We start from the raw sequence: 19,005 nt of genomic DNA, 5'->3' as shown, positions 1-19,005 counted from the left end.
CTTTCGTTTCTAATTCACTTTAAAATCGTTATTCCTCGCCGCACGCGATACTGCTCCCGACATTTACTAAGGAGCCGTTATGCACACTGAAACCTATTCTCTGCAATTCCCTTACACCACTTCTGCCGGCCAACGCGTGGAGTCCATTTCGCTCAAGCGTCTGAAAGTCAAAGATATCAAAGCGGTGAAAAAAATCAGCGATGACCCAAGCAACTGGGACGACGCGCTGCTGTCACGCATGACCGGTCTGGTGCCGGAAGACATTGATGAAATGGACGCGCAGGACTACATGGCGTTGCAAAAACGATTTCAGCAGTTACTTGGGTTGGATAACGCAGCCGGCGCTGCTGTGGAAAGCGCAAGCTCTGCTGGCGAGGTGGTTTCGCTTTCAGCCGAGTGAGATTGATGCGCTGGAACTGGATGACTTTGAACGCTGGCTGGATGAAGCCAGCGAACAGATAAAACGTGAGAACGGTGAGGAAGACTGATTACTGACAGGATTAATTAGGCCACCATCCACCCAACCCGGCCAGCGACAGGACGCTGGCTGTTTTCCTCCCTCACCACCTGTCTTCTTCTCCCGCTTATCACTCGTCCTTTTCCTCGTTTTATCCCCTGTTTGTGATGGGGAAACCAAACTGGAGCGGCGCAAGCCGCCGTCTCCGATCCGCCCCGCAAGGGGCTTTTCTGAATGAGAGTGAACCGTGGATATGTCTTTAAACGGTGTCATGCCGGGCAGGTCGTTTAGTACCACGCTAGATGACACAAAAAAATCGCTGCAGTCACTTAGTGATGGCCTCAAACAGGCGCAGGAGCGGCAGCGGCAGTTTAATCAGTCGCTGGAGCGCTTTGGCACTGTCAGTTCGCAAGCGATATCTCGCATCGCACAGGCGACGTCCCGACTGAACAAGTCGCTACATGAACTAGAAACTAATCAGGAACGACTGAGGCGTAACAAGCCGAGTAAGGAAACGCCGAGTAAGGAAACGTCAGGTAAGAGTCGAAGTGAACTCGCTAGTGACTTTAAGACTAAGCGCGAACAGTTTGGTTTTGTCATGAAGCCCGTTGTGGCGTCGGTCACACACTATGCGTCATTTGAGGCGCAGTTGCGTAGCATCAGCATTGCTCATGATATATCGAGAGAGCAGGAAAAATTGATGGGGCAGCAGCTGCGTCAATCTTCTCAACGGGTGAACCAAACACCGGATGCGTTACTTAGCAGTGCCGGAAAGCTGCTTGAGCGCGGTATGTCAAAGGAGCAGATAAAGGGGGTAACGGATCTAACAGAGGTGCTGGGGAAAACGTCAACGGCCTCCGGCGCGGCGTTGACCGACCTTACAGCACTTTCGGTCACGTTGGATAACGTGTTTAACCTGAAAGGTGCGGAGGTGCAGCAAGAGTCCCTCTCACGCATGCTGGCGGGTACGAAACAGGGGTTCTCCGCAGCGTTGATGTCGCAATATGTTCCTGCGTTGGCTTCAGGATTTACGGCGATGGGGGCGACGGGCAATCAGGCGCTGAGCCAATTGGTTTCCAGCCTGAGCGCCACGAAAGGTGGTGATACGGAAGCAAACACGGTGGCTCGGCTGGAGAGCTTTATGAATGCCGTGGGGCGAACCGACATTGCTGACAGTTACGGCAAAGCAGGCGTGAATTATAACGCGTTGCTGAAAAACCATATGAAAGATGGATATTCACAGTACGACGCAGCGGTTCTGATTGGCAATCAGTTGATCGATAGCAAAGGCAGCGAATTCCAGAAACGCTGGGACATGGCGGCGGGTAATGTGGACGCACAGCAAAGTTTAATGCAGCGCTACGGATTGCAGGAGGTGTTCCGTACGCCAGAAGCTGTCAATCATGCGATGTCGATGAAGCAAAACTGGCAGAGTTATCAAGCAAACCAGCAGGTGATGAACAGCCCGGCGGCTACACAAACGCTGGAGCTCGACTTCGCCCGACAGAATGACACGTTGACCGCGCGCTGGAACCGAATGACAACGTCGTTGCTGAATATTGCGCTCAATGTGGGTGAAGCGTTGACGCCAGTATTGGTTTCTCTGAGTGATGCGCTGATCCCCATTTTGGATCAATTGGTGACCTGGACGGCAGCGAACCCCGAACTGGTTCGCGGGATCGTGATGGCCGTGGCCGGTTTCTTCGCGTTCAGAACGGCGTTGAGCGGGGCGAAGCTGGGAATGGACATACTGTTACCCTCCTTGCAGAGCGTTTGGAAAGGCATTCAGCAGGGCTGGCAGTGGCTTAAAGGGCTAAATCCGAAGGGTTTATGGCAGGGCATTTTACAGGGCTGGCAGCGGCTTAAAACAGGGCTAAATCTGAATAGTTTATGGCCGGGCATTCGAGCGGCGCTGAGCGGGCTGGGTAGTAGCGCAGGGACATTATTAGGACGCATATTGAGCAGTGTGATGAGTAGCGGCTTTATGATGGTAGTCCGAGTGGTTTTGCTTCTAGGGGGAATACTGCTGACATTGCCAGCCGAGTTGATTGTGGGGATAGGGGTTGCGATTGCTGGGTTATTCGCGCTGATTTACAAATATTCCGACCAGATTGCCGAACTTTGGAATAAGTTTGTATCAACAATCAGCAATTTTTTCAATTCTCCGATGGAAACCGTCAGTAACGCTATTCCTGATGGCATCAAAAATTTCTTTAGTTCTGGTCCTAGTGAGGAGTTAATCGCTAATAACAATCAGGCGGCAGCCGTTTTGGCCCCAACTCCCGTATCTGCATTGTCGCTACAGCCGACATTGCCTGTTGAATTACCGAAGACGGAAGACACAATGCCAACCCCGCAACAGCGTGTCGCCATGGCACCGTTTGTCGGCGGCGCGAAGGGAAATGCCGTTATCACCAATGCTCCCGAGCATGTTCGGGTTTCTTTCTCACCCACCATTTATCTCAACGGCCAGAAGGCAGCGCCAACGCCTGAAATGACGAAGACGCTGACGCTTAGCATGAATGAACTGGAAAACATGTTGAACAAGCTGCTCACTCAGCGTGAGCGCAGGGGGTACGCCTGATGTTTGCGGTATTAGGAAATATTGAATTTAAAGTGACCGCCTACTGGGACGGCTTTAATACGTCATTCGGTGCAGATTATGCCGAGCATGGCCGCATTGAAGGTAAACCCGGTCTGCAATTCATCGGTGCGAAGCTGGACGAGATTACTATTAGTCTGGTGTTTCACAAGCAGTACTGCACGCCGGATGTGGAGTTGAAGCGGTTGACTGAGGCGATGCGGGCGCATCAGGCGATGGCGTTAGTCTTCGGCAATGGAGATTATCGCGGCTGGTTTGTGATTACGGCACTGACGTCAACCAGCGAACATACCGACGCGAAGGGCAACGTATTGGCCATGAATGCCTCGCTAACGCTGCGAGAATACATTGGCGATCCGAAAAATCCGCTCAAGCCGCCTGCGATAGAGACGCCTGTTCCTAACGTCAGTGCCATCACCACGGCGGTCCAGAAAGTGAGCAATTTTTCAGCTTCACTACGCACGGCTGTCACGTATGCCAAGAAGGCACATTCAGCCGTTAAGGCGGCGAGAACCACCGTTCAGATTATAAAACGGATGAAGGACAATCCTGAAACCGCGCTGTTGCAAATTCCCGGACTGCTAACGCAAGTCGGGAATGTATTGACGCCGTTAAGTCAGGTGGAACCAGCGTTTAAAAAAGTGGCAGAGGCCATATCTGATACGGCGGTTCAGGCAGAGAAGATGATGCCTGAAATTACAGCGGTTAATAAAGCGGCGAATGAAATGCTGAGTCAGGTCAAGCAAGTTGCCACCTTGTTGCAGGGCGTCGACAGCAAAAACGTTATCGAGAAGCTGGAAGCCATCAGTAAACATGTTGAGGCCGCTAGCGACACATTTAAAGGCGCTGAGCCTGCGCTGAGCAAACTGACGGCGGAAATCGTGAAGAGGGTTGAAGCATATGCACCTTGAACATATCACTACACAGGGCGAACGCTGGGATACCTTGTCCTACCTGTATTACGGCGATCCGCTCGGCTATCCGCGGATTATTGCGGCTAACCCGCATGTCCCCATCGTGCCGCTGTTGCCATCGGGTGTGGTGGTGCTGATTCCGATTATTGAACAGGCAGAGGCCAGTAAAGCGGAGGACACCCCACCATGGCTGCGTTAACGGAAGAACTAACCCTGTCTTCTCCTGCGGTGTCGGAAGTACTGCAACCGGCGTTCACCCTGTGGTATCTGCAAAAGGATATTACCAATGATATCGCACCGTATGTTACCAGCGTGACGTATACCGATAGCATCAAGAATGAATCGGATTCGATTGAGGTCAGGCTCGATGATACCGATGGCCGCTGGATGGATCAGTGGTATCCCGGTACGGGCGATACATTATCGCTCAAACTAGGCTATCTCGGTGAAATGCTGTTTGACTGCGGCACTTTCTCGATTGATGAAATTGAGGTGAGCGCGCCGCCTAATGAAGTGATGATTCGCGGCGTCGCGACATCGGTCAATCGTGCGTTGCGAACCAAATCAAACTGCGGTTTTGAAGATACGACGTTAGCCGCTATTGCGACGCGCATCGCGAAAAAGCATCAGTTGATGCTGGTAGGGATGATTCAGATCATCAAGATCGATCGCGTTACGCAATATGCGGAAACCGATGTCGCTTTTCTAAAGCGGCTCGCCAGTGAATATGGCTATGTCGTGAAAGTCGTTAGCGACCAGCTGATTTTTTCCCATCTGGCAACGCTGCGTAATCAGGCGTCTGTTCGACAAATTAAGCCAACGGACGTCGCGCGTTTTTCACTGAGCGACACGATCAGTCACGTCTATAAAAATGCCAAGACGAAATATCAGAAAGGGAGTGAAAAGAAACTGGTGGTGTGTGAAGCCGACGGTAGCGCGAACGATGAAATGAAGTCTGCCGGCGCTGAGACCAGTGCGGATACGTTGAAAGTTAACGTGCGCGCGGCGGATGCTTCTGGAGCGAGGATGAAAACGGATGCTGCATTGGATGCGCACAACGAAAAGCAACAAAAGGGGTCGATGACGCTGATGGGTAGCCCGCAGTTGGCGGCGGGGAATAAAGTGGAGCTGGTGTCATTCGGCCAACTTTCCGGGCATTGGTTGATCGAATCGGCTCGCCATATTCTGGATCGTAGCAGTGGTTACACCACGGAGATTGGGCTGATTCGCGGGCCGATTACGGCGGGCAAGCGAAAGTCGGAGAGCGGAAAAACGGTGGTGACTTACCACCCGAATGGCAGCTCAACAACGCAGAAGGCCAAGAGTAAAAAGGGGGCGGTATCATGAGTTTATCTCGTCGAATTGGCACAATAAGCGCGGTGGATGAGGCTCGCGTGATGGTGCGCGTTCGTCTACCAGAGTGCGACAATCTGCGTACGGCCTGGCTGCCGGTATTACAGCGCAATACGCAGAATAATAAGGATTATTGGTTGCCGGATATTGGCGAACAGGTCGAAGTTCTGCTGGACGGAAACGGCGAGGATGGCCTGGTGCTGGGGGCGATTTACTCTGCCGTCGATGTGCCAACGCTGACAGATAAGGACAAAAGGGCGGTAACGTTCGCTGACGGCGCGCATATTGAATACGATCGCCGAACGCATACGTTAACGATCAACGGTGGCGTGGAGCATATTGCGATTAGCAGCGGGGCTGACGTAGTGGTTAACGCTCAGCGTGTCACCATTAATGCACCAGAGACGACGGTGACGGGCAAGCTACTGGTGCAAGGCCAACTCACCTACGAGAGCGGGATGTCGGGTTCCGGCGGTGCCAGCCTCAGCGGTGATGTCAGTATCTCCGGCAACGTCAGCGCCAGCGGTAGCGTCATGGATGCCGGCGGTAACTCCAACCACCACTCGCACTAGCGTTTTCCTAAACCGCTTTACAATTCTTTCCTCTCACCGGGGGCGACAATAGCCCCCTATGAAAACTCAATCTGTTTTTTGGCAACCGGCGCTGCAACGTTCTGGCGACATCGTCGAAGGAACGGCAGATATCATGCAGGCGATTCACATCATCCTGCGGACACCCTGCGGCAGCGACCCACATCGGCCTGACTTTGGTAGCAATCTACATCTGTATCTCGATTATCCGATCGATCGTGCGATCCCGCATGTCGTCAGGGAATCGGTAGACGCGATCAAACGATGGGAACCTCGCTGCCAGCTACTGGCGGTTAAACCTTCTGTGAATGGGGCTCACCTGACGCTGCACGTTAGCTGGAAAACCGCTAACGGCGCGACACAGACCACGGAGTTGTTATGGCGCTGACAGAACCCAATTTTATTGAACGCGATGCGGCGAAGATTACCGCCGAAATGATCGCGAAATATGAAGCTGATTCGGGGAAAACACTCTATCCGGCGCAGGCCGAACGCCTGCTGATTAACCTCTTTGCCTACCGGGAAACTTTATTGCGTAGTGCGGTCCAGGAAGCCGCCAAGCAGAACCTGGTTGCGTTTGCTCGTGCACCGATGCTGGATTATCTGGCAGAACTGGTCGGTGTCTACCGTTTGGCGGCGCAGCCGGCACGTGCAGAGCTTCGCTTTACTCCTGAAACGCCGCTAGCCAGCGATCTGCTGATTCCTGCGGGCACTCGCGTTAGTGCGTCGGACAGCGTGATTTTCACCACCGACAGCGACGCGTTGCTGAGAATGAACGGTAGCGGCGTCACCGTGTTGGCGACCTGTACCGAAAGTGGTGATGTGGGTAATGACTGGCTGCCTGCCCAGATCAGTACGCTGCTGGATGAGATTGGCGACAGCGATTTAAGCGTCATCAATATCACTAAAAGCAGCGGCGGTTCCGCCGAGGAAGATGACGATCGCCTGCGTGAACGTGTTCAGCTGGCACCGGAATCGTTCAGTACGGCGGGATCGAAGCTGGCGTATCGCTTCCATGCGATGCGGGCACACCAAAACATTGTCGATGTGGCGGTGATGTCACCCGAACCGGGTGAAGTGGTGCTGTATCCGTTGCTCAGCACTGGCCTGCCGGACAGTAGCATACTCTCGCTGGTAGAAAGTTTTTGCTCCGACGAGCAGGTGCGTCCACTGACGGATTTTGTTTCCGCCAAATCACCCACGCAGGTGGATTACGCCATCAGCGCCAAATTGACGCTGTTTAACGGCGAACAGGCTGCTGTCGTTCAAACTGCCGCAGAAAAAGCAGTGCAGGCCTGGGTGGAAACCCGTACTGCCACGTTGGGGCGCGATATTGTCCCAAGCCAGATTATCGCCACGTTATCCATCCCCGGCGTATATCAAGTGGAGCTCGTTTCGCCGTCATTGATGGTGCTTGATGACAGTGAATGGGCGAACTGTACGGGCATCAATGTCAGTGTCGTCGGAGTGTCGAATGGCTGATTCACTACAACTGCTGCCACCGCCGTTGGCGGCTGATGCCAGCTTTCGTTCGCTGGCGGAATTGGCCGACCGCTTTGATGACATCGATCTGAATGCTTTGTTGGTTTATCTGATCGATATCACTGACGGCAGCGTGTTGCCCTGGCTGGCAGAGCAGTTCTCGTTGTTTGGCGACGGCTGGGAACTGGCGGAGTCGGATGATTCCAAACGTGCGCTGATCAAGGCCGCTATCGATCTGCATCGCAGCAAAGGTACGCCCTGGAGCATTAAAGAGATCATCCGCCGATTTGGTTTCGGTGACAGCACGCTGATCGAGAATATTGGCCGCCTGAGCTACGACGGCGAAACCACCTACAACAACCTGTATGTGTACGGCGACAAAGCGGCATGGGCAGTTTATCGCGTGCTGCTAAAACAACCCATTACCAACGATCAGGCCAGCATGCTGCGCAATGCCATTGGGATGCTTGCCCCGGCGCGATGTCATCTGGCCAGCATCGAATATTGGGCAGTGCCTATCCGCTATAACCGGACAGCAACATACGACAGTAACTACAATCATGGGAGCGCTTGAACATGGCGAATTTGTCAGAGAACCCACAATGGGTTGACGGCATTTACCAAATCGAAACGTCAGATCCGGTCGCAGGTGGACCGGATGGCGTTTCAAACCGACAGGCTAAAGAATTGGCCAGTCGTACCAGCTACTTGAAAAAAGAGCAGGAAAAAACGGGCAGCGATCTGGCGACACATGTCGCCACCGCCGATCCGCATACGCAATATGCGCCGAAGGTGAATCCCACCTTCACCGGCATACCAAAAGCGCCAATGCCAGCCGCAGACAGCAATAGCCAGCAGGTTGCAACGACGGCGTTTGTGCGCTCAGTCGGCGCGACGAAATTGGAGAAAGACCAAAACGGTGCGGATATTCAGGATAGAGAGCTGTTCAACCGTAATCTGGGGTCATCACGTGCATACAGTTCCTCGATCCCTATTGGCGGCAGTGCCGGTTTATGGACAACGGCTGAGTTTACTGACTGGTTAGAAAGTCAGGGTGCTTTTGTACATGCCTATTGGGTTTGTCGTGGTTCGTGGTCATATGCCCACAATAAAATCATCTCTGATACCGGGTGTGGCCAGATACCACTGGCTGGCTCTGTTGTTGAGGTTATGGGGCAACATTCTGCGATAACAATCAGGGTGACGACGCCTTCAACAACGTCAAATGGGCTGAGCGATTCCGCTAATGCACAGTTTACGTATATCTATAACGGGTTTGATTATTCTCCTGGCTGGAGACGTGATTACAATACAAGAAATAAACCTACAGCAGCTGATATTGGTGCATTACCTGAGAAGGCTGTTGCTCAGTCTGCGGTAAAACTTGCAACACCCCGTACCATCAACGGCGTGCCGTTTGACGGTACCGCTAATATTGCGTTGACGCCAGCAAACCTCGGTTTGGGGGAAACGGTCGATCTTGCTGTTGGTGCTTTGTCAAAAACCAAAAACGGTGCGGATATTTCCGATAAAACAGCCTTTTACAATAACGTGTCATTACGTGGAACGCTGGGTAACGGTATGACATTCGCCAACTGTGATAAAGCGGGTGATTATGTTGTGATGATAACCGATCCCAGTACCGTTCCTGATATGCCGACGTATAAAGGTCAGAAACTGTATGGATATGGTGTACTACATGTTTCTCGGCGCGATAATTTTGTTGGGCAAGAATATATCAATCATAGCGGAGACTATGCCTGGCGACAGAAATGGGATGATGGTGTTTATGCGCCTTGGGTGATTGCACTAAGTTCGTCTCGTGTACCGACAGCAACTGATGTGGGAGCATATACGAAAGCAGAGACAGATACCCATGTCACTGGTGCAATTGCAACTGCTAATAGTGCCAATGCTAACGCTAATAGTCGCGTACCGTCCGTACGCAAGGTAAACGGTAAAGCATTAACAGCAGATATCACGTTAACGGCGGATGATGTAGGTGCGATGCCTGCAAATTCATCTGGTACGAGAATATGGGTTTCAGGTGAATACACTCCTGCAATAAACACACCAATCGTGGTATCTCATGGACTAGTTAATATCAATCCTTTGCACTGTCGTTGCGATGTTTTGGTTAAATGTATTGTTGCTGAAGGTGAATACCGTGTAGGCGATTTTGCTATTAACCCTATGACGCTTTTTATACAAAACAGCGTCGGGCATCCTTACTCGTTATTGCCTGCATTGAATACCAGCACTATTCAGTTGAACATGATGAATAATCTTGTTGCGTCATTCAAAAGCAGCACAGTAGGCAATCAGAAATTGAATACTGACTACTGGCGTTTCATTTTTCGCATTTTTTACTAGATGTGTCGTAGATGGATATCCAATGTGGAGCCAGAAAGACAGTTGATTTTAATTGGTAATGAAACAGAAGGAACTCGTCTAGCCACAGAAGACGAAATCGACGCTCACAAACACAGTTCTAATACGTTTGATGTCATGGCAAAACAAGCTAATGAGCCGATCGTCAAAATCAGTCAATAACGCAAAACTGATATAATATACAGTGGTTATAAAAAATCGTGCCCATAAACTTGTTATTATAAATTAGGGGACGTGGAGCCCACCGACAGTAAGATGGTGGGCTTTTTCCTTCTATATCTTATGGTCATGCATAATCCACTTGCTTTGTCTGCATGCGATGTTCGTTCTATTCCTATTACCAGCCAAAAGCAGCGCGATAGCAATTTCCTTTGCGTCAGAATCACCAGAATCCCACCAAACATGTTATTTTCATTGATAAGTTCTTTACTGTGTCGCCGAAAATGAGAGGCTAGCATGGATTACACCAAAATTATCAAAGAAGTGGGGCGCGGGAAAAATCATGCGCGTGATGTCGATCAGGCAACGGCTTATGAACTGTATAGCGCGATGCTGCGCGGTGACGTGCCGGAGCTGGAGCTCGGTGGACTGCTGATTGCGTTGCGCATCAAAGGCGAATCGGAAGCCGAGATGTTGGGTTTTTATCAGGCGATGAACGAGCATGTGTTGCGCCTGACCCCGCCTAAGGGCTTCCCTATGCCCATCGTGGTTCCCAGCTATAATGGCGCGCGGAAGCAGGCAAACCTGACGCCACTGTTGGCGCTGCTGTTGGCAAAATTGGGTTTTCCGGTCGTGGTTCACGGCGTCAGCGACGATCCGACCCGTGTTACCAGTGCTGAAATTTTGCGTAATCTCGGCGTGACGATTGCGGAGAATGCCGAGCAGGCGCAGCAGGAGCTTGATAACGGCAGCCCGGTCTTTATCCCTGTCTCGACGCTGTGCCCGGCCATCGATCGCCAGTTACAGCTGCGCTGGCGGATGGGGGTGCGTAATAGTAGCCACACGCTGGCTAAGGTGGCGACGCCGTTTGGTGAAAGCGACGCGCTGCGCGTTGCCAGCGTTTCCCATCCTGAATATGTTTCCCGCGTGGGGACGTTTTTTAATGACATCAACGGGCGCGCACTTCTGATGCACGGCACGGAAGGGGAGGTTTACGCCAATCCGCAGCGCTGCCCGGAAATTCATTTTATTCATCAGCAAAATACCAAAGTGCTGCAGCTTCGGCAGGAGATCAGCGTCGCACCCGATGCATTGCCGATTGCGAAAGATGCTGTAACCACGGCGCGCTGGACGGTACAGTGCCTGACGGGCGAAATTGCCATACCGCAGGCGATTCGTCTGCAGCTGGCATGCTGTCTGGTTGCTGCCGGTGAAGCGGCGACAATGGAACAGGCTGTCGCCACGATTAAGAAACGCCTCGGCTGATTGGTTTGCCGGAGCGGATTCGGACGCGGTTTGCCGCGGCACTTCACGCAGCCAGGCGGCTGCCATTTGAAGAGAGAAGGAATAGCATGCAACAGGTAGCGGACTATTTTAACGCCTTGAATCGCGACTATCTTGCGGTTCATCAGGCGAAAGAAGAACTGTTTTGGCAACTGTATATGGGAGCGGGCAACGATGACGTGTCCGAGCGTTTCTCCGCCGCAGAAAGTGCGTATAAGCGTTTTATTTCGCAGCCGCAGCGTCTGGCTGAGCTAAGAACCCATCTTGCGACACTGGAAAACAGTCCGCGTGATGAGCAACAGCAGGCGCTGTCGCACGGTTTGCAAGGCTGGTATCGGTTTTTCGACTGCAATGTGATTGAAGATCCGCAGGCTCAGGCGCTGATGGATGAGATTATCACCGCCGAAAGTGCGTTATACGCCAAGCGTAAATCCTATGAAATGACACATCTGGATGCCAAAGGTGAGCGTGTTTCCGCCTCGCTCGGAGAACTGCTGACCAACCAGACGACCAATGATACCGAAGCTTATCGTCAAAGTTCCCAGCAGGCGCTGCGCGATCTCGAACAGTGGCTATTGCAGAACGGCTTCCCTGAGCTGATTTCACTGCGTAACCGTTTTGCTCGTCAGATGGGCTACCGCAACTATTTTGACTATAAGGTCAACAAGACGGAGCGGATGACGCCTGAGCAGCTTTTTGCCATCCTCGATCCTTTTGAAGAACAAACGCGTGAAGCGAATACTCGCAGCCTGAAAAATCTGGCGGATGAAAAGGGCGAAGAGGCTCTGCAGCCGTGGAATATTCGCTATGCCAGCGCGGGCGATGTGACGCGCCAGCTCGATCCCTATTTCCCTTTCTCCGCGTCGCTGGAGCGTTGGATCAACAGCTTTAAGCGTCTGCGTATTGGGTTTAACGGTGCAGAAATGCAGCTCGATTTGCTGGTGCGCAAAGGTAAATACGAGAACGGCTTTATGCATGGCCCGGTGCCGCCGTTTGTGCAGGAAGGAAAATGGGTTCCGGCACGGATTAATTTCACCAGTCTGGCAAAGCCGGATCAAATTGGCAGCGGTGCCAGCGGCATTAATACGCTGTTTCATGAAGGTGGGCACGCCGCGCATTTTGCCAATATTCGGCAAAATGCGCCCTGCTTTTCGCAGGAGTTCCCGCCAACCTCAATGGCTTATGCGGAAACGCAGTCCATGTTCTGCGACAGCCTGCTGGGTGATGCCGACTGGTTAAAACGTTATGCAAAGAATGCGCAGGGAGAGACGATTCCTGATGAATTAATCCGTGCGGATATCAGCACGCAGCAGCCAATGCGAGCCTTTAGTGAGCGACACATCCTGCTGGTGCCGTATTTTGAGTGGCAACTCTATTCGTGGGATGACGAAGCGCGTACGCCAGAAGCGATGACGAAACTGGCGCGCGACACCGAGCAGCGTATTTTGGGCATTAGCGGTAGCCCACGCCCGACGTTGGCGATCCCTCATCTGCTGTCTATGGAGTCGGCGTGTTCTTATCAGGGATACCTGCTGGCATTGATGGCGGTGGAGCAGACGCGCAGCTATTTCCTGCAACGTGACGGTTATCTGACGGATAACCCGGCTATCGGCCCTGATTTGGCACAACACTATTGGCATCCGGGCAATAGCGTAAGTCACGACGATACGCTGCGTAGCCTGACCGGTGAGGGCTTCAACCCCGCTTATCTGGCGCAGGCCTGTAATCTGACGGTTGATGAAGCCTGGCAACAGGCAGAAGGCATGATGGCGAATGCGGCAGCTCGTCCTCAGCCTGCTGCAGATTTCGATCTGTCTGCGCGTATTCGCGTGGTCGATGGTAGCCGCGTGCTGGCGGATAATGAACAGAGCGACGAGAAGATGTGCCAGGATTTTGCGGCGTTTATTGAACGAGAATATCCGCATTCGCAGGCATAACGTTCGCTGACATCGCGAGTAAGAGAAAGGGGGCGAAAGCCCCCTTGTTGATCAAGATACGTGTTGCAGGAATTCACGCAGACGGTCGCTGGGTGGATTCGTAATCAGCGTTTCCGGGTCGCCATCTTCTGCGATGCGGCCTTTATCAATAAAGATCAGACGCGAAGCCACTTTATGGGCAAAGCCCACTTCGTGAGTGACGATGACCATCGTCATGCCTTCTTCGGCCAGATCTTTCATGACGGTCAGCACTTCATGACGCAGTTCCGGGTCGAGTGCCGATGTCGGCTCATCAAACAGCATCAGCTTTGGTTTAACCGCTAACGCACGGGCGATAGCGACACGCTGCTGTTGACCGCCGGAAAGCTCGGAAGGGTAATGATGCGCGCGTTCTGACAGACCCACTTTCGCCAGTAATTCCAGCGCCAGCTTCTCGGCATCGGCTTTACTTGCGCCGCGAACCCGAATAGGGCCGAACGCAACGTTTTCCAGCGCGGTAAGATGCGGGAACAGATAAAACTGCTGGAATACCATCCCTGCTTCCTGACGGATTAAACGCTCGTCAACGCGCGGATCGTTCACTTTCAGGCCATCAACAACCAATTCGCCGCTGGTAATTTCTTCCAGCTTGTTGATGCAGCGCAGCAGCGTGGATTTACCCGAACCTGAAGGCCCGATGATGACCACAACTTCACCCTGACCGATGGTGAGATCGATATTGTGTAAGACCTGTGTCTTGCCAAAGTGTTTGGATACGTTTTTAAATTCAATCATATAATCTTAAGTCTTCTTTCCAGACGACGCAGAATAAAGCTGAGGATCAGCGTGATGCACAGGTAAATAATGGCAACCGCAGTCCAGATTTCCAGCGCACGGAAGTTGCCCGCGATGATTTCCTGACCTGAACGCGTGAGTTCAGCCACGCCGATGACAATAAACAGTGACGTATCTTTGATGCTGATAATCCACTGGTTACCCAGCGGCGGCAGCATGCGACGCAGGGCGAGTGGGGCAATCACATGGCGTAATGTCGCGCTGCGAGACAGCCCAAGCGCCAGACCCGCTTCACGGAAACCGTTATGAATCGACAATACCGAGCCACGGGTGATTTCCGCGATGTAAGCACCAGAGTTAATCATGATGGTGACGACGGCGGCGGCAAAAGGGTCGATGCGTACGGACGTGAAAATCATTGGCAAGGCGAAGTAAATAAACATCACCTGCACAACGATCGGGGTGCCGCGAATAATTTCAATAAAAACGAGCGAAATGCGGCTGGAAAACCAGCCGCCGTAGGCGCGGGCAAAACCCGCGACCACGCCAATCACCAGGCCGCCAAGCAGACCCAGAACAGAAATCAACAACGTCATTTTTGCCCCTTCCATCAGGAGGGGCAGAGAAGGCCAAATGGCGCTCCAGTCAAACTGCATGGAATATCTCCAGATTAAATCGGCAATTACTTAGGTTCTACGCCAAACCACTTCTTGTAGATCTCAGCATAAGTGCCGTTTTCACGCAGTGTTTTCAGGGCGCCATTCACTTTTTCACGCAGCTCGTTGCTGCCTTTCGGGAACGCGATGCCGTATTGCTGGGCTTTAATGGAATCACCTACCGCTTTAAACTGGCCGTTGCCTGCGGTTTTGATGAAGTAGAGAATATTTGGCGTATCGTGCAGCACGGCGTCAGCACGGTTGGTGCCCAGTTCCATATAGGCATTGTCGATGTTCGGGAACTGGCGCAGATCTTTGGTTTTGATATTGGCTTTCGCGTAATCAACGGAACCGGTGCCGCTCTTCACTGCCAGCACTTTACCTGCCAAATCCTGCTCGCCTTTGATGTCGTTGTTGTCTGCTTTGACCATTACCAGCAGGCCGCTGTTGTAATAGCCGTCAGAGAAATCGATTGCTTTTTTGCGCTCTTCAGTAATCGTAATGCCTGCGAGTGCCAGATCGATGTTACGTGTTTGCAGTGCAGGAATAATGCCGCCGAAGTCCATTGGCTTCAGGGTGTACTTCAGGTTGAGCTGTTTAGCGATAGCATCCCAGAGGTCGATGTCAAAACCGACGTACTTGTCACCTTGTTTGAATTCAAAAGGGACGAAAGCGGTGTCTGTAGCGACAATCAGTTCTTTCTCAGCAGCATAGCTAGATACGCTCATCATCAGCGTCAGTGCAGCCAAAGAGGCCTTAAGTAGTGATTTCATTAAACCCTTCCTATTAGCAGTTGTGGGAGCTTTTTGTTTTACAGGCGTTTTAAGCATAGTACATCGTACGAAAGTGAAACCTGAGTCAGTTACCCTGCGCTGTGCTTAACCTGTTGCTTTATTTATTACCTTGCTAGTGGTGAAATTTTCACCTCCGATTCGCTCAGGCAAGGCGCTGCTATGATTAACTGATTTACAGAAGGGAAACAACCGTTGATTAGCGTTATGGCCAATTAATACGGGCAAAAGCTAATTTTTTGAGCGTCTTAACGGATAAAATGCGTGGTTTGTGCGGGTTATGCCAGAAAAGAGGGCGGCTTAAGTCGGGAGATTGGCAGAAAAAAGGCTGCCTAAGCAGCCTTGAACGCGTTCGCGGGACGATAACGCCGACTATTCGATGTTTGATTCAATGAACCACAGGAACTGATCCAGATCGCGTGATGCGGCGGTTAGAATATCCGCAGAGGCCTCATCTTCCGTTTTACCAATGGCTTTGCGTACGTTGTTGGCAACAATCGCATAGCGTTCGGCCAGCGCTTTCAGATGATCTTGAACGCTATGGATAGTGGTTGGGTAGCTTTTCAGTGAGGTTTGTTTACCCACGACTTGCACAGTACCCAGAGCAACGCCGCCTATCTGCACCACGCGCTCGGCGATGGTATCCTGATGGTCAATAATCGAGGTGCGGAAGCCATCCAGCATTTCATGAACGGCGATGAAGTTTGCACCGCGCATGTTCCAGTGCGCCTGTTTGGTAATCAATGACAGGTCGATGAAATCAACAACCAGTTGGTTTAACAGCGCGATCGTCGAGGTCTTAACGCTATCGTCCAAATCATTACGAGTGTAAAGCAGTTCGGACGGTACTGATTTCACGAGTTTAGCGGTAGGCATAATAGTATCCTCTCTTTAATTATTGATAGTCTTGCTGTTCAATGTGACTAATTATAGCAGTGATAAAAATTAATATTGAAAAGAATTACCTATCAAATGGATAGCTATAGCATAACGATGGTGTGGGTATTTGTAGTCAGGATTTATCTGATATCAATAATGTGCCTGCGGTGATGTCAGGGTAATATTTTAATTACTACTGAAACATAATGTCATATGTTGATAAATGTCATTACTGGTTAGGTGAAAATAGTTATTATTCTCCGCTATTTCTTAAATAGAATGACCGCGTAATTTTCTTCTTAAAATGTATCGTTTTATTCTTAAAATATCGTGTGTACGAGTAAAAGGGGTCGTGGCGAATGAGAGTGAATATTATTGGTACCAGCGGAAGTGGCAAATCTACGCTTGCTCGTCGCTTGTCTGACAAGCTGGCCATTCCGTACGTTGAGATGGATGCGTTGTTTTGGCTGAAGGACTGGCAAGAACGGACGGATGCCGATTTTTTTCAACGGCTTGAAAACGCGCTGGAGCCTGAAAACTGGGTGCTGGATGGCAACTATAATCGAACGCGTGATATCAAATGGCACAATGTTGATGTCGTGATTTGGGTCGATTACAGCTTTAGCCGTACGCTTTTTCAGGCAGTACGGCGTGCCTTTCTTCGGGCATGGCGTAAAGAGGAGCTCTGGAGCGGCACGGGTAATAAAGAGTCTTTTCTCCGCAGTTTCTTTAGTCGGGATTCAATTATCCTCTGGACAATAAAAACCTATTCAAGAAACCGGAAACGGTATTTGGCGGATTTAGCCGATCCTCACTATCGCCATATCCGTTTTATTACTTTGCGTTCTCCTCGGGAATGTGAAACTTTTCTGCAACACTTTCCCAAGGAAATACACACTCATTCGGCTTGAGTCGTTACTTTTGCCTCACCTGCAGGTTTTATTGTCAGCGTTGCACCGATTGACGCGATGATAATAAAGATCAGCGCCATCCACTGTATGAACGATAAATGTTCGCCGAGAAAAAGAATCCCGGAGAGGGCGGCAATAGCGGGTTCCATACTCATCAGCGTGCTGAACGTTCTGGCGGGAAGACGGGTTAATGCCACCATTTCCAGAGAATAAGGAAGCGCGGTGGACAGAATAGCGACGGCAATACCGAGCGGGAGTATCGAGAGCGAGAACAGCGTGCTCTCAGCGTAATACGCACCAATAGGGCAGAAGATCAGCGCAGCAATGCAGGAGCCGATAGCGACGGTTCCCGGCCCGTGATTTGCTCCCGCTTTTTGCCCAAACAGAATATAAAGTGCCCAACAGGCACCCGCACCCACAGCGCAAGCCGCACCCGTTAAGTCAACATTGCCGATATTGTGTCCCAGCGGCAATAAGAACCATAGTCCGGCAACGGCCAGAAAAACCCACAGAAAATCAATCGGTCTGCGTGAGGCTAACATAGCAACGGCAAGCGGGCCGGTGAATTCCAGTGCGACAGCAATGCCAAGCGGCACCGTCTGTAATGACAGGTAGAACAGAAAGTTCATCCCGCCCAGTGTCATCCCATACACCAGCAGCGGCAGGCGGTTACTGCTAAATCGCATACGCCACGGCTTGAAGATGATGCACAGGATGATCGTACCAATTCCCAGACGCAGTGCCGTAACGCCAGTGGCTCCAATAAGTGGAAACAAACTTTTGGCCAGAGCGGCACCGCTTTGGATAGAAAGCATCGAGATAATGATGAGCAATACAGGGACAAATGATGATGAGCGATGGGAAAATAAGGTCATTCTTTTGGCCTTAAAACAGGTATAACATTCCGTTGCTATTATATCCAATTGTAAACAATTTGTCTGGTATGAGTTGACTTTTATTGACCTTTATTTACGCATCATTTAACTGATGTGTTTTTGTACAATGCAATTAGCGTACAAACTGAGCGGGTAATTCGGAATTGTCTGTTTTACTGCGTTGTGGTGAATTTATTTTTAATCTAATTGTCACAATAAAAAAATCAATATAATTAGTATGATAGGTTGTTTTTGACAATATTTGTTACATCTAAAGCCTAATTGATAAATATTTATAGGGCGGCAAGTCCCGAATTTCTTTGTTATATTTACTGCGTTAGTTAGTCTTTCATAAAATAAATTCGAGGCTGTAAATATGAAAAAAATCGCGTGTCTTTCCGCTCTGGCTTGTGTATTAGCCGTTGGCGCAGGTTCTGCATTTGCTGGTCAAAGTACTGTAACTGCAGGCTATGCTCAAGGTGATGCTCAGGGCGTACAAAATAAAGTTAAAGGCTTTAACCTGAAATATCGTTATGAGCAAGATAATAACCCACTGGGCGTTATTAGCTCATTCACCTACCTGGAAAAAAATGGTAGCGATAACGGTCTTTACAGCAAAGGTCAGTACATGGGCTTCACTGCGGGTCCAGCTTACCGTCTGAATGACTGGGCAAGCCTGTACGGCGTTGTTGGTTTCAGCCACGGTAAAGTAACGAATAACGCGACCAACGGTCTGAACAACAGCAGCAACGACGATTACGGCTTCACCTACGGTGCAGGTGTTCAGTTCAACCCAATGCAGGACGTTGCTCTGGATGTGGGTTACGAACAAAGCCGTATCCGCAGTGTTGATGTTGGTGCCTGGGCTGTTGGCGTAGGTTACCGCTTCTAATCTAACCCTGTAGGGTTTACTTACCCTCAGCGTTGGTTGTTAGATGTGTCGGAAGAAT

At 50.9% G+C, this 19,005-nt stretch carries 21 protein-coding genes; 16 read left to right on the top strand and 5 right to left on the bottom strand.

Annotated features, from left to right (window positions below):
- Positions 1-79: 79 nt before the first annotated feature.
- From ACIPUG_RS04305 to ACIPUG_RS04240, 14 genes are all read left to right on the top strand, one after another.
- Complete coding sequence (locus ACIPUG_RS04305; protein ID WP_039527426.1) at positions 80-400, top strand: phage tail assembly protein; 321 nt, start codon at positions 80-82, stop codon at positions 398-400.
- Positions 345-488 carry a GpE family phage tail protein gene (locus ACIPUG_RS04300; protein ID WP_094431851.1) on the top strand — a complete coding sequence of 48 codons (144 nt, stop codon included), beginning with the start codon at positions 345-347 and terminating at the stop codon, positions 486-488. Before ACIPUG_RS04305 ends, ACIPUG_RS04300 begins: the two co-directional genes overlap by 56 nt.
- Positions 489-710: 222 nt before the next feature.
- Positions 711-3,041, top strand: a complete 2,331-nt coding sequence (locus tag ACIPUG_RS04295) for a phage tail tape measure protein (RefSeq protein WP_400337593.1) — start codon at positions 711-713, stop codon at positions 3,039-3,041.
- Positions 3,041-3,970 carry a phage tail protein gene (locus ACIPUG_RS04290; protein WP_039519058.1) on the top strand — a complete coding sequence of 310 codons (930 nt, stop codon included), beginning with the start codon at positions 3,041-3,043 and terminating at the stop codon, positions 3,968-3,970. The genes ACIPUG_RS04295 and ACIPUG_RS04290 overlap by 1 nt, the downstream gene beginning before the upstream one ends.
- Positions 3,960-4,172, top strand: coding sequence for a tail protein X (locus ACIPUG_RS04285; protein ID WP_014914964.1), 213 nt, complete (start codon positions 3,960-3,962; stop codon positions 4,170-4,172). The genes ACIPUG_RS04290 and ACIPUG_RS04285 overlap by 11 nt, the downstream gene beginning before the upstream one ends.
- Positions 4,160-5,320 carry a phage late control D family protein gene (locus ACIPUG_RS04280; RefSeq protein WP_100017062.1) on the top strand — a complete coding sequence of 387 codons (1,161 nt, stop codon included), beginning with the start codon at positions 4,160-4,162 and terminating at the stop codon, positions 5,318-5,320. The genes ACIPUG_RS04285 and ACIPUG_RS04280 overlap by 13 nt, the downstream gene beginning before the upstream one ends.
- A complete protein-coding gene (locus tag ACIPUG_RS04275) occupies positions 5,317-5,898 on the top strand; it encodes a phage baseplate assembly protein V (protein ID WP_400337425.1) in 582 nt (193 codons plus the stop codon). Before ACIPUG_RS04280 ends, ACIPUG_RS04275 begins: the two co-directional genes overlap by 4 nt.
- A gap of 58 nt (positions 5,899-5,956) precedes the next feature.
- Entirely contained in the window at positions 5,957-6,304 is a 348-nt protein-coding gene (locus ACIPUG_RS04270; RefSeq protein WP_010286901.1) for a GPW/gp25 family protein, read from the top strand.
- Positions 6,295-7,398, top strand: a complete 1,104-nt coding sequence (locus ACIPUG_RS04265; RefSeq protein ID WP_400337423.1) for a baseplate J/gp47 family protein — start codon at positions 6,295-6,297, stop codon at positions 7,396-7,398. Before ACIPUG_RS04270 ends, ACIPUG_RS04265 begins: the two co-directional genes overlap by 10 nt.
- Positions 7,391-7,972: a phage tail protein I gene (locus ACIPUG_RS04260; RefSeq protein WP_014914969.1), complete on the top strand. Its 582-nt coding sequence runs from the start codon at positions 7,391-7,393 to the stop codon at positions 7,970-7,972. Before ACIPUG_RS04265 ends, ACIPUG_RS04260 begins: the two co-directional genes overlap by 8 nt.
- 2 nt (positions 7,973-7,974) lie before the next feature.
- On the top strand, positions 7,975-9,771 hold the full coding sequence (locus ACIPUG_RS04255; RefSeq protein ID WP_240476734.1) for a hypothetical protein: 1,797 nt from the start codon (positions 7,975-7,977) through the stop codon (positions 9,769-9,771).
- Positions 9,772-9,795: 24 nt separating this feature from the next.
- Entirely contained in the window at positions 9,796-9,951 is a 156-nt protein-coding gene (locus ACIPUG_RS04250; protein WP_157765228.1) for a hypothetical protein, read from the top strand.
- A gap of 294 nt (positions 9,952-10,245) precedes the next feature.
- Complete coding sequence (ybiB, locus tag ACIPUG_RS04245) at positions 10,246-11,214, top strand: DNA-binding protein YbiB (protein ID WP_400337421.1); 969 nt, start codon at positions 10,246-10,248, stop codon at positions 11,212-11,214.
- A gap of 86 nt (positions 11,215-11,300) precedes the next feature.
- On the top strand, positions 11,301-13,169 hold the full coding sequence (locus tag ACIPUG_RS04240) for a M3 family metallopeptidase (protein WP_400337419.1): 1,869 nt from the start codon (positions 11,301-11,303) through the stop codon (positions 13,167-13,169).
- A gap of 51 nt (positions 13,170-13,220) precedes the next feature.
- Here the strand turns inward: ACIPUG_RS04240 and glnQ are convergent, their stop codons facing one another.
- From glnQ to dps, 4 genes are all read right to left on the bottom strand, one after another.
- Complete coding sequence (gene glnQ / locus ACIPUG_RS04235) at positions 13,221-13,943, bottom strand: glutamine ABC transporter ATP-binding protein GlnQ (protein WP_014914973.1); 723 nt, start codon at positions 13,941-13,943, stop codon at positions 13,221-13,223.
- On the bottom strand, positions 13,940-14,599 hold the full coding sequence (gene glnP / locus ACIPUG_RS04230) for a glutamine ABC transporter permease GlnP (RefSeq protein ID WP_010294864.1): 660 nt from the start codon (positions 14,597-14,599) through the stop codon (positions 13,940-13,942). The genes glnQ and glnP overlap by 4 nt, the downstream gene beginning before the upstream one ends.
- Positions 14,600-14,625: 26 nt before the next feature.
- Positions 14,626-15,372, bottom strand: coding sequence for a glutamine ABC transporter substrate-binding protein GlnH (glnH, locus tag ACIPUG_RS04225; protein ID WP_010294862.1), 747 nt, complete (start codon positions 15,370-15,372; stop codon positions 14,626-14,628).
- Positions 15,373-15,762: 390 nt separating this feature from the next.
- Entirely contained in the window at positions 15,763-16,266 is a 504-nt protein-coding gene (gene dps / locus ACIPUG_RS04220; RefSeq protein WP_014914974.1) for a DNA starvation/stationary phase protection protein Dps, read from the bottom strand.
- Positions 16,267-16,628: 362 nt separating this feature from the next.
- On the opposite strand from dps, the gene ACIPUG_RS04215 reads away from it, so the two are divergent.
- Entirely contained in the window at positions 16,629-17,180 is a 552-nt protein-coding gene (locus tag ACIPUG_RS04215) for an adenylate kinase (RefSeq protein ID WP_205530272.1), read from the top strand.
- Here ACIPUG_RS04215 and rhtA read toward each other — a convergent pair.
- Positions 17,168-18,055: a threonine/homoserine exporter RhtA gene (gene rhtA, locus ACIPUG_RS04210; protein ID WP_014914976.1), complete on the bottom strand. Its 888-nt coding sequence runs from the start codon at positions 18,053-18,055 to the stop codon at positions 17,168-17,170. The genes ACIPUG_RS04215 and rhtA overlap by 13 nt on opposite strands.
- Positions 18,056-18,431: 376 nt before the next feature.
- Between rhtA and ompX the strand changes: the two genes are divergently transcribed.
- Positions 18,432-18,947, top strand: a complete 516-nt coding sequence (gene ompX / locus ACIPUG_RS04205) for an outer membrane protein OmpX (protein WP_014914977.1) — start codon at positions 18,432-18,434, stop codon at positions 18,945-18,947.
- Positions 18,948-19,005: the final 58 nt, after the last annotated feature.

The sequence above is a fragment of the Pectobacterium sp. CHL-2024 genome, from assembly GCF_044751765.1.
Lineage (GTDB): Bacteria > Pseudomonadota > Gammaproteobacteria > Enterobacterales > Enterobacteriaceae > Pectobacterium > Pectobacterium brasiliense.
Note: the sequence above shows the minus strand (reverse complement) of the source record. Positions and strands in the feature narration are given on the sequence as shown.

Excerpts from the sequence above, each read along its gene's own strand:
- ACIPUG_RS04215 (WP_205530272.1), top strand. The coding sequence starts at position 16,629 with ATGAGAGTGAATATTATTGGTACCAGCGGAAGTGGCAAATCTACGCTT.
- glnQ (WP_014914973.1), bottom strand. The coding sequence starts at position 13,943 with ATGATTGAATTTAAAAACGTATCCAAACACTTTGGCAAGACACAGGTC.
- ACIPUG_RS04285 (WP_014914964.1), top strand. The coding sequence starts at position 3,960 with ATGCACCTTGAACATATCACTACACAGGGCGAACGCTGGGATACCTTG.
- ACIPUG_RS04260 (WP_014914969.1), top strand. The coding sequence starts at position 7,391 with ATGGCTGATTCACTACAACTGCTGCCACCGCCGTTGGCGGCTGATGCC.
- dps (WP_014914974.1), bottom strand. The coding sequence starts at position 16,266 with ATGCCTACCGCTAAACTCGTGAAATCAGTACCGTCCGAACTGCTTTAC.
- glnP (WP_010294864.1), bottom strand. The coding sequence starts at position 14,599 with ATGCAGTTTGACTGGAGCGCCATTTGGCCTTCTCTGCCCCTCCTGATG.
- rhtA (WP_014914976.1), bottom strand. The coding sequence starts at position 18,055 with ATGACCTTATTTTCCCATCGCTCATCATCATTTGTCCCTGTATTGCTC.
- ACIPUG_RS04240 (WP_400337419.1), top strand. The coding sequence starts at position 11,301 with ATGCAACAGGTAGCGGACTATTTTAACGCCTTGAATCGCGACTATCTT.
- ACIPUG_RS04280 (WP_100017062.1), top strand. The coding sequence starts at position 4,160 with ATGGCTGCGTTAACGGAAGAACTAACCCTGTCTTCTCCTGCGGTGTCG.
- ACIPUG_RS04255 (WP_240476734.1), top strand. The coding sequence starts at position 7,975 with ATGGCGAATTTGTCAGAGAACCCACAATGGGTTGACGGCATTTACCAA.
- ybiB (WP_400337421.1), top strand. The coding sequence starts at position 10,246 with ATGGATTACACCAAAATTATCAAAGAAGTGGGGCGCGGGAAAAATCAT.
- ACIPUG_RS04305 (WP_039527426.1), top strand. The coding sequence starts at position 80 with ATGCACACTGAAACCTATTCTCTGCAATTCCCTTACACCACTTCTGCC.
- ACIPUG_RS04270 (WP_010286901.1), top strand. The coding sequence starts at position 5,957 with ATGAAAACTCAATCTGTTTTTTGGCAACCGGCGCTGCAACGTTCTGGC.
- glnH (WP_010294862.1), bottom strand. The coding sequence starts at position 15,372 with ATGAAATCACTACTTAAGGCCTCTTTGGCTGCACTGACGCTGATGATG.
- ompX (WP_014914977.1), top strand. The coding sequence starts at position 18,432 with ATGAAAAAAATCGCGTGTCTTTCCGCTCTGGCTTGTGTATTAGCCGTT.
- ACIPUG_RS04295 (WP_400337593.1), top strand. The coding sequence starts at position 711 with ATGTCTTTAAACGGTGTCATGCCGGGCAGGTCGTTTAGTACCACGCTA.
- ACIPUG_RS04290 (WP_039519058.1), top strand. The coding sequence starts at position 3,041 with ATGTTTGCGGTATTAGGAAATATTGAATTTAAAGTGACCGCCTACTGG.
- ACIPUG_RS04265 (WP_400337423.1), top strand. The coding sequence starts at position 6,295 with ATGGCGCTGACAGAACCCAATTTTATTGAACGCGATGCGGCGAAGATT.
- ACIPUG_RS04275 (WP_400337425.1), top strand. The coding sequence starts at position 5,317 with ATGAGTTTATCTCGTCGAATTGGCACAATAAGCGCGGTGGATGAGGCT.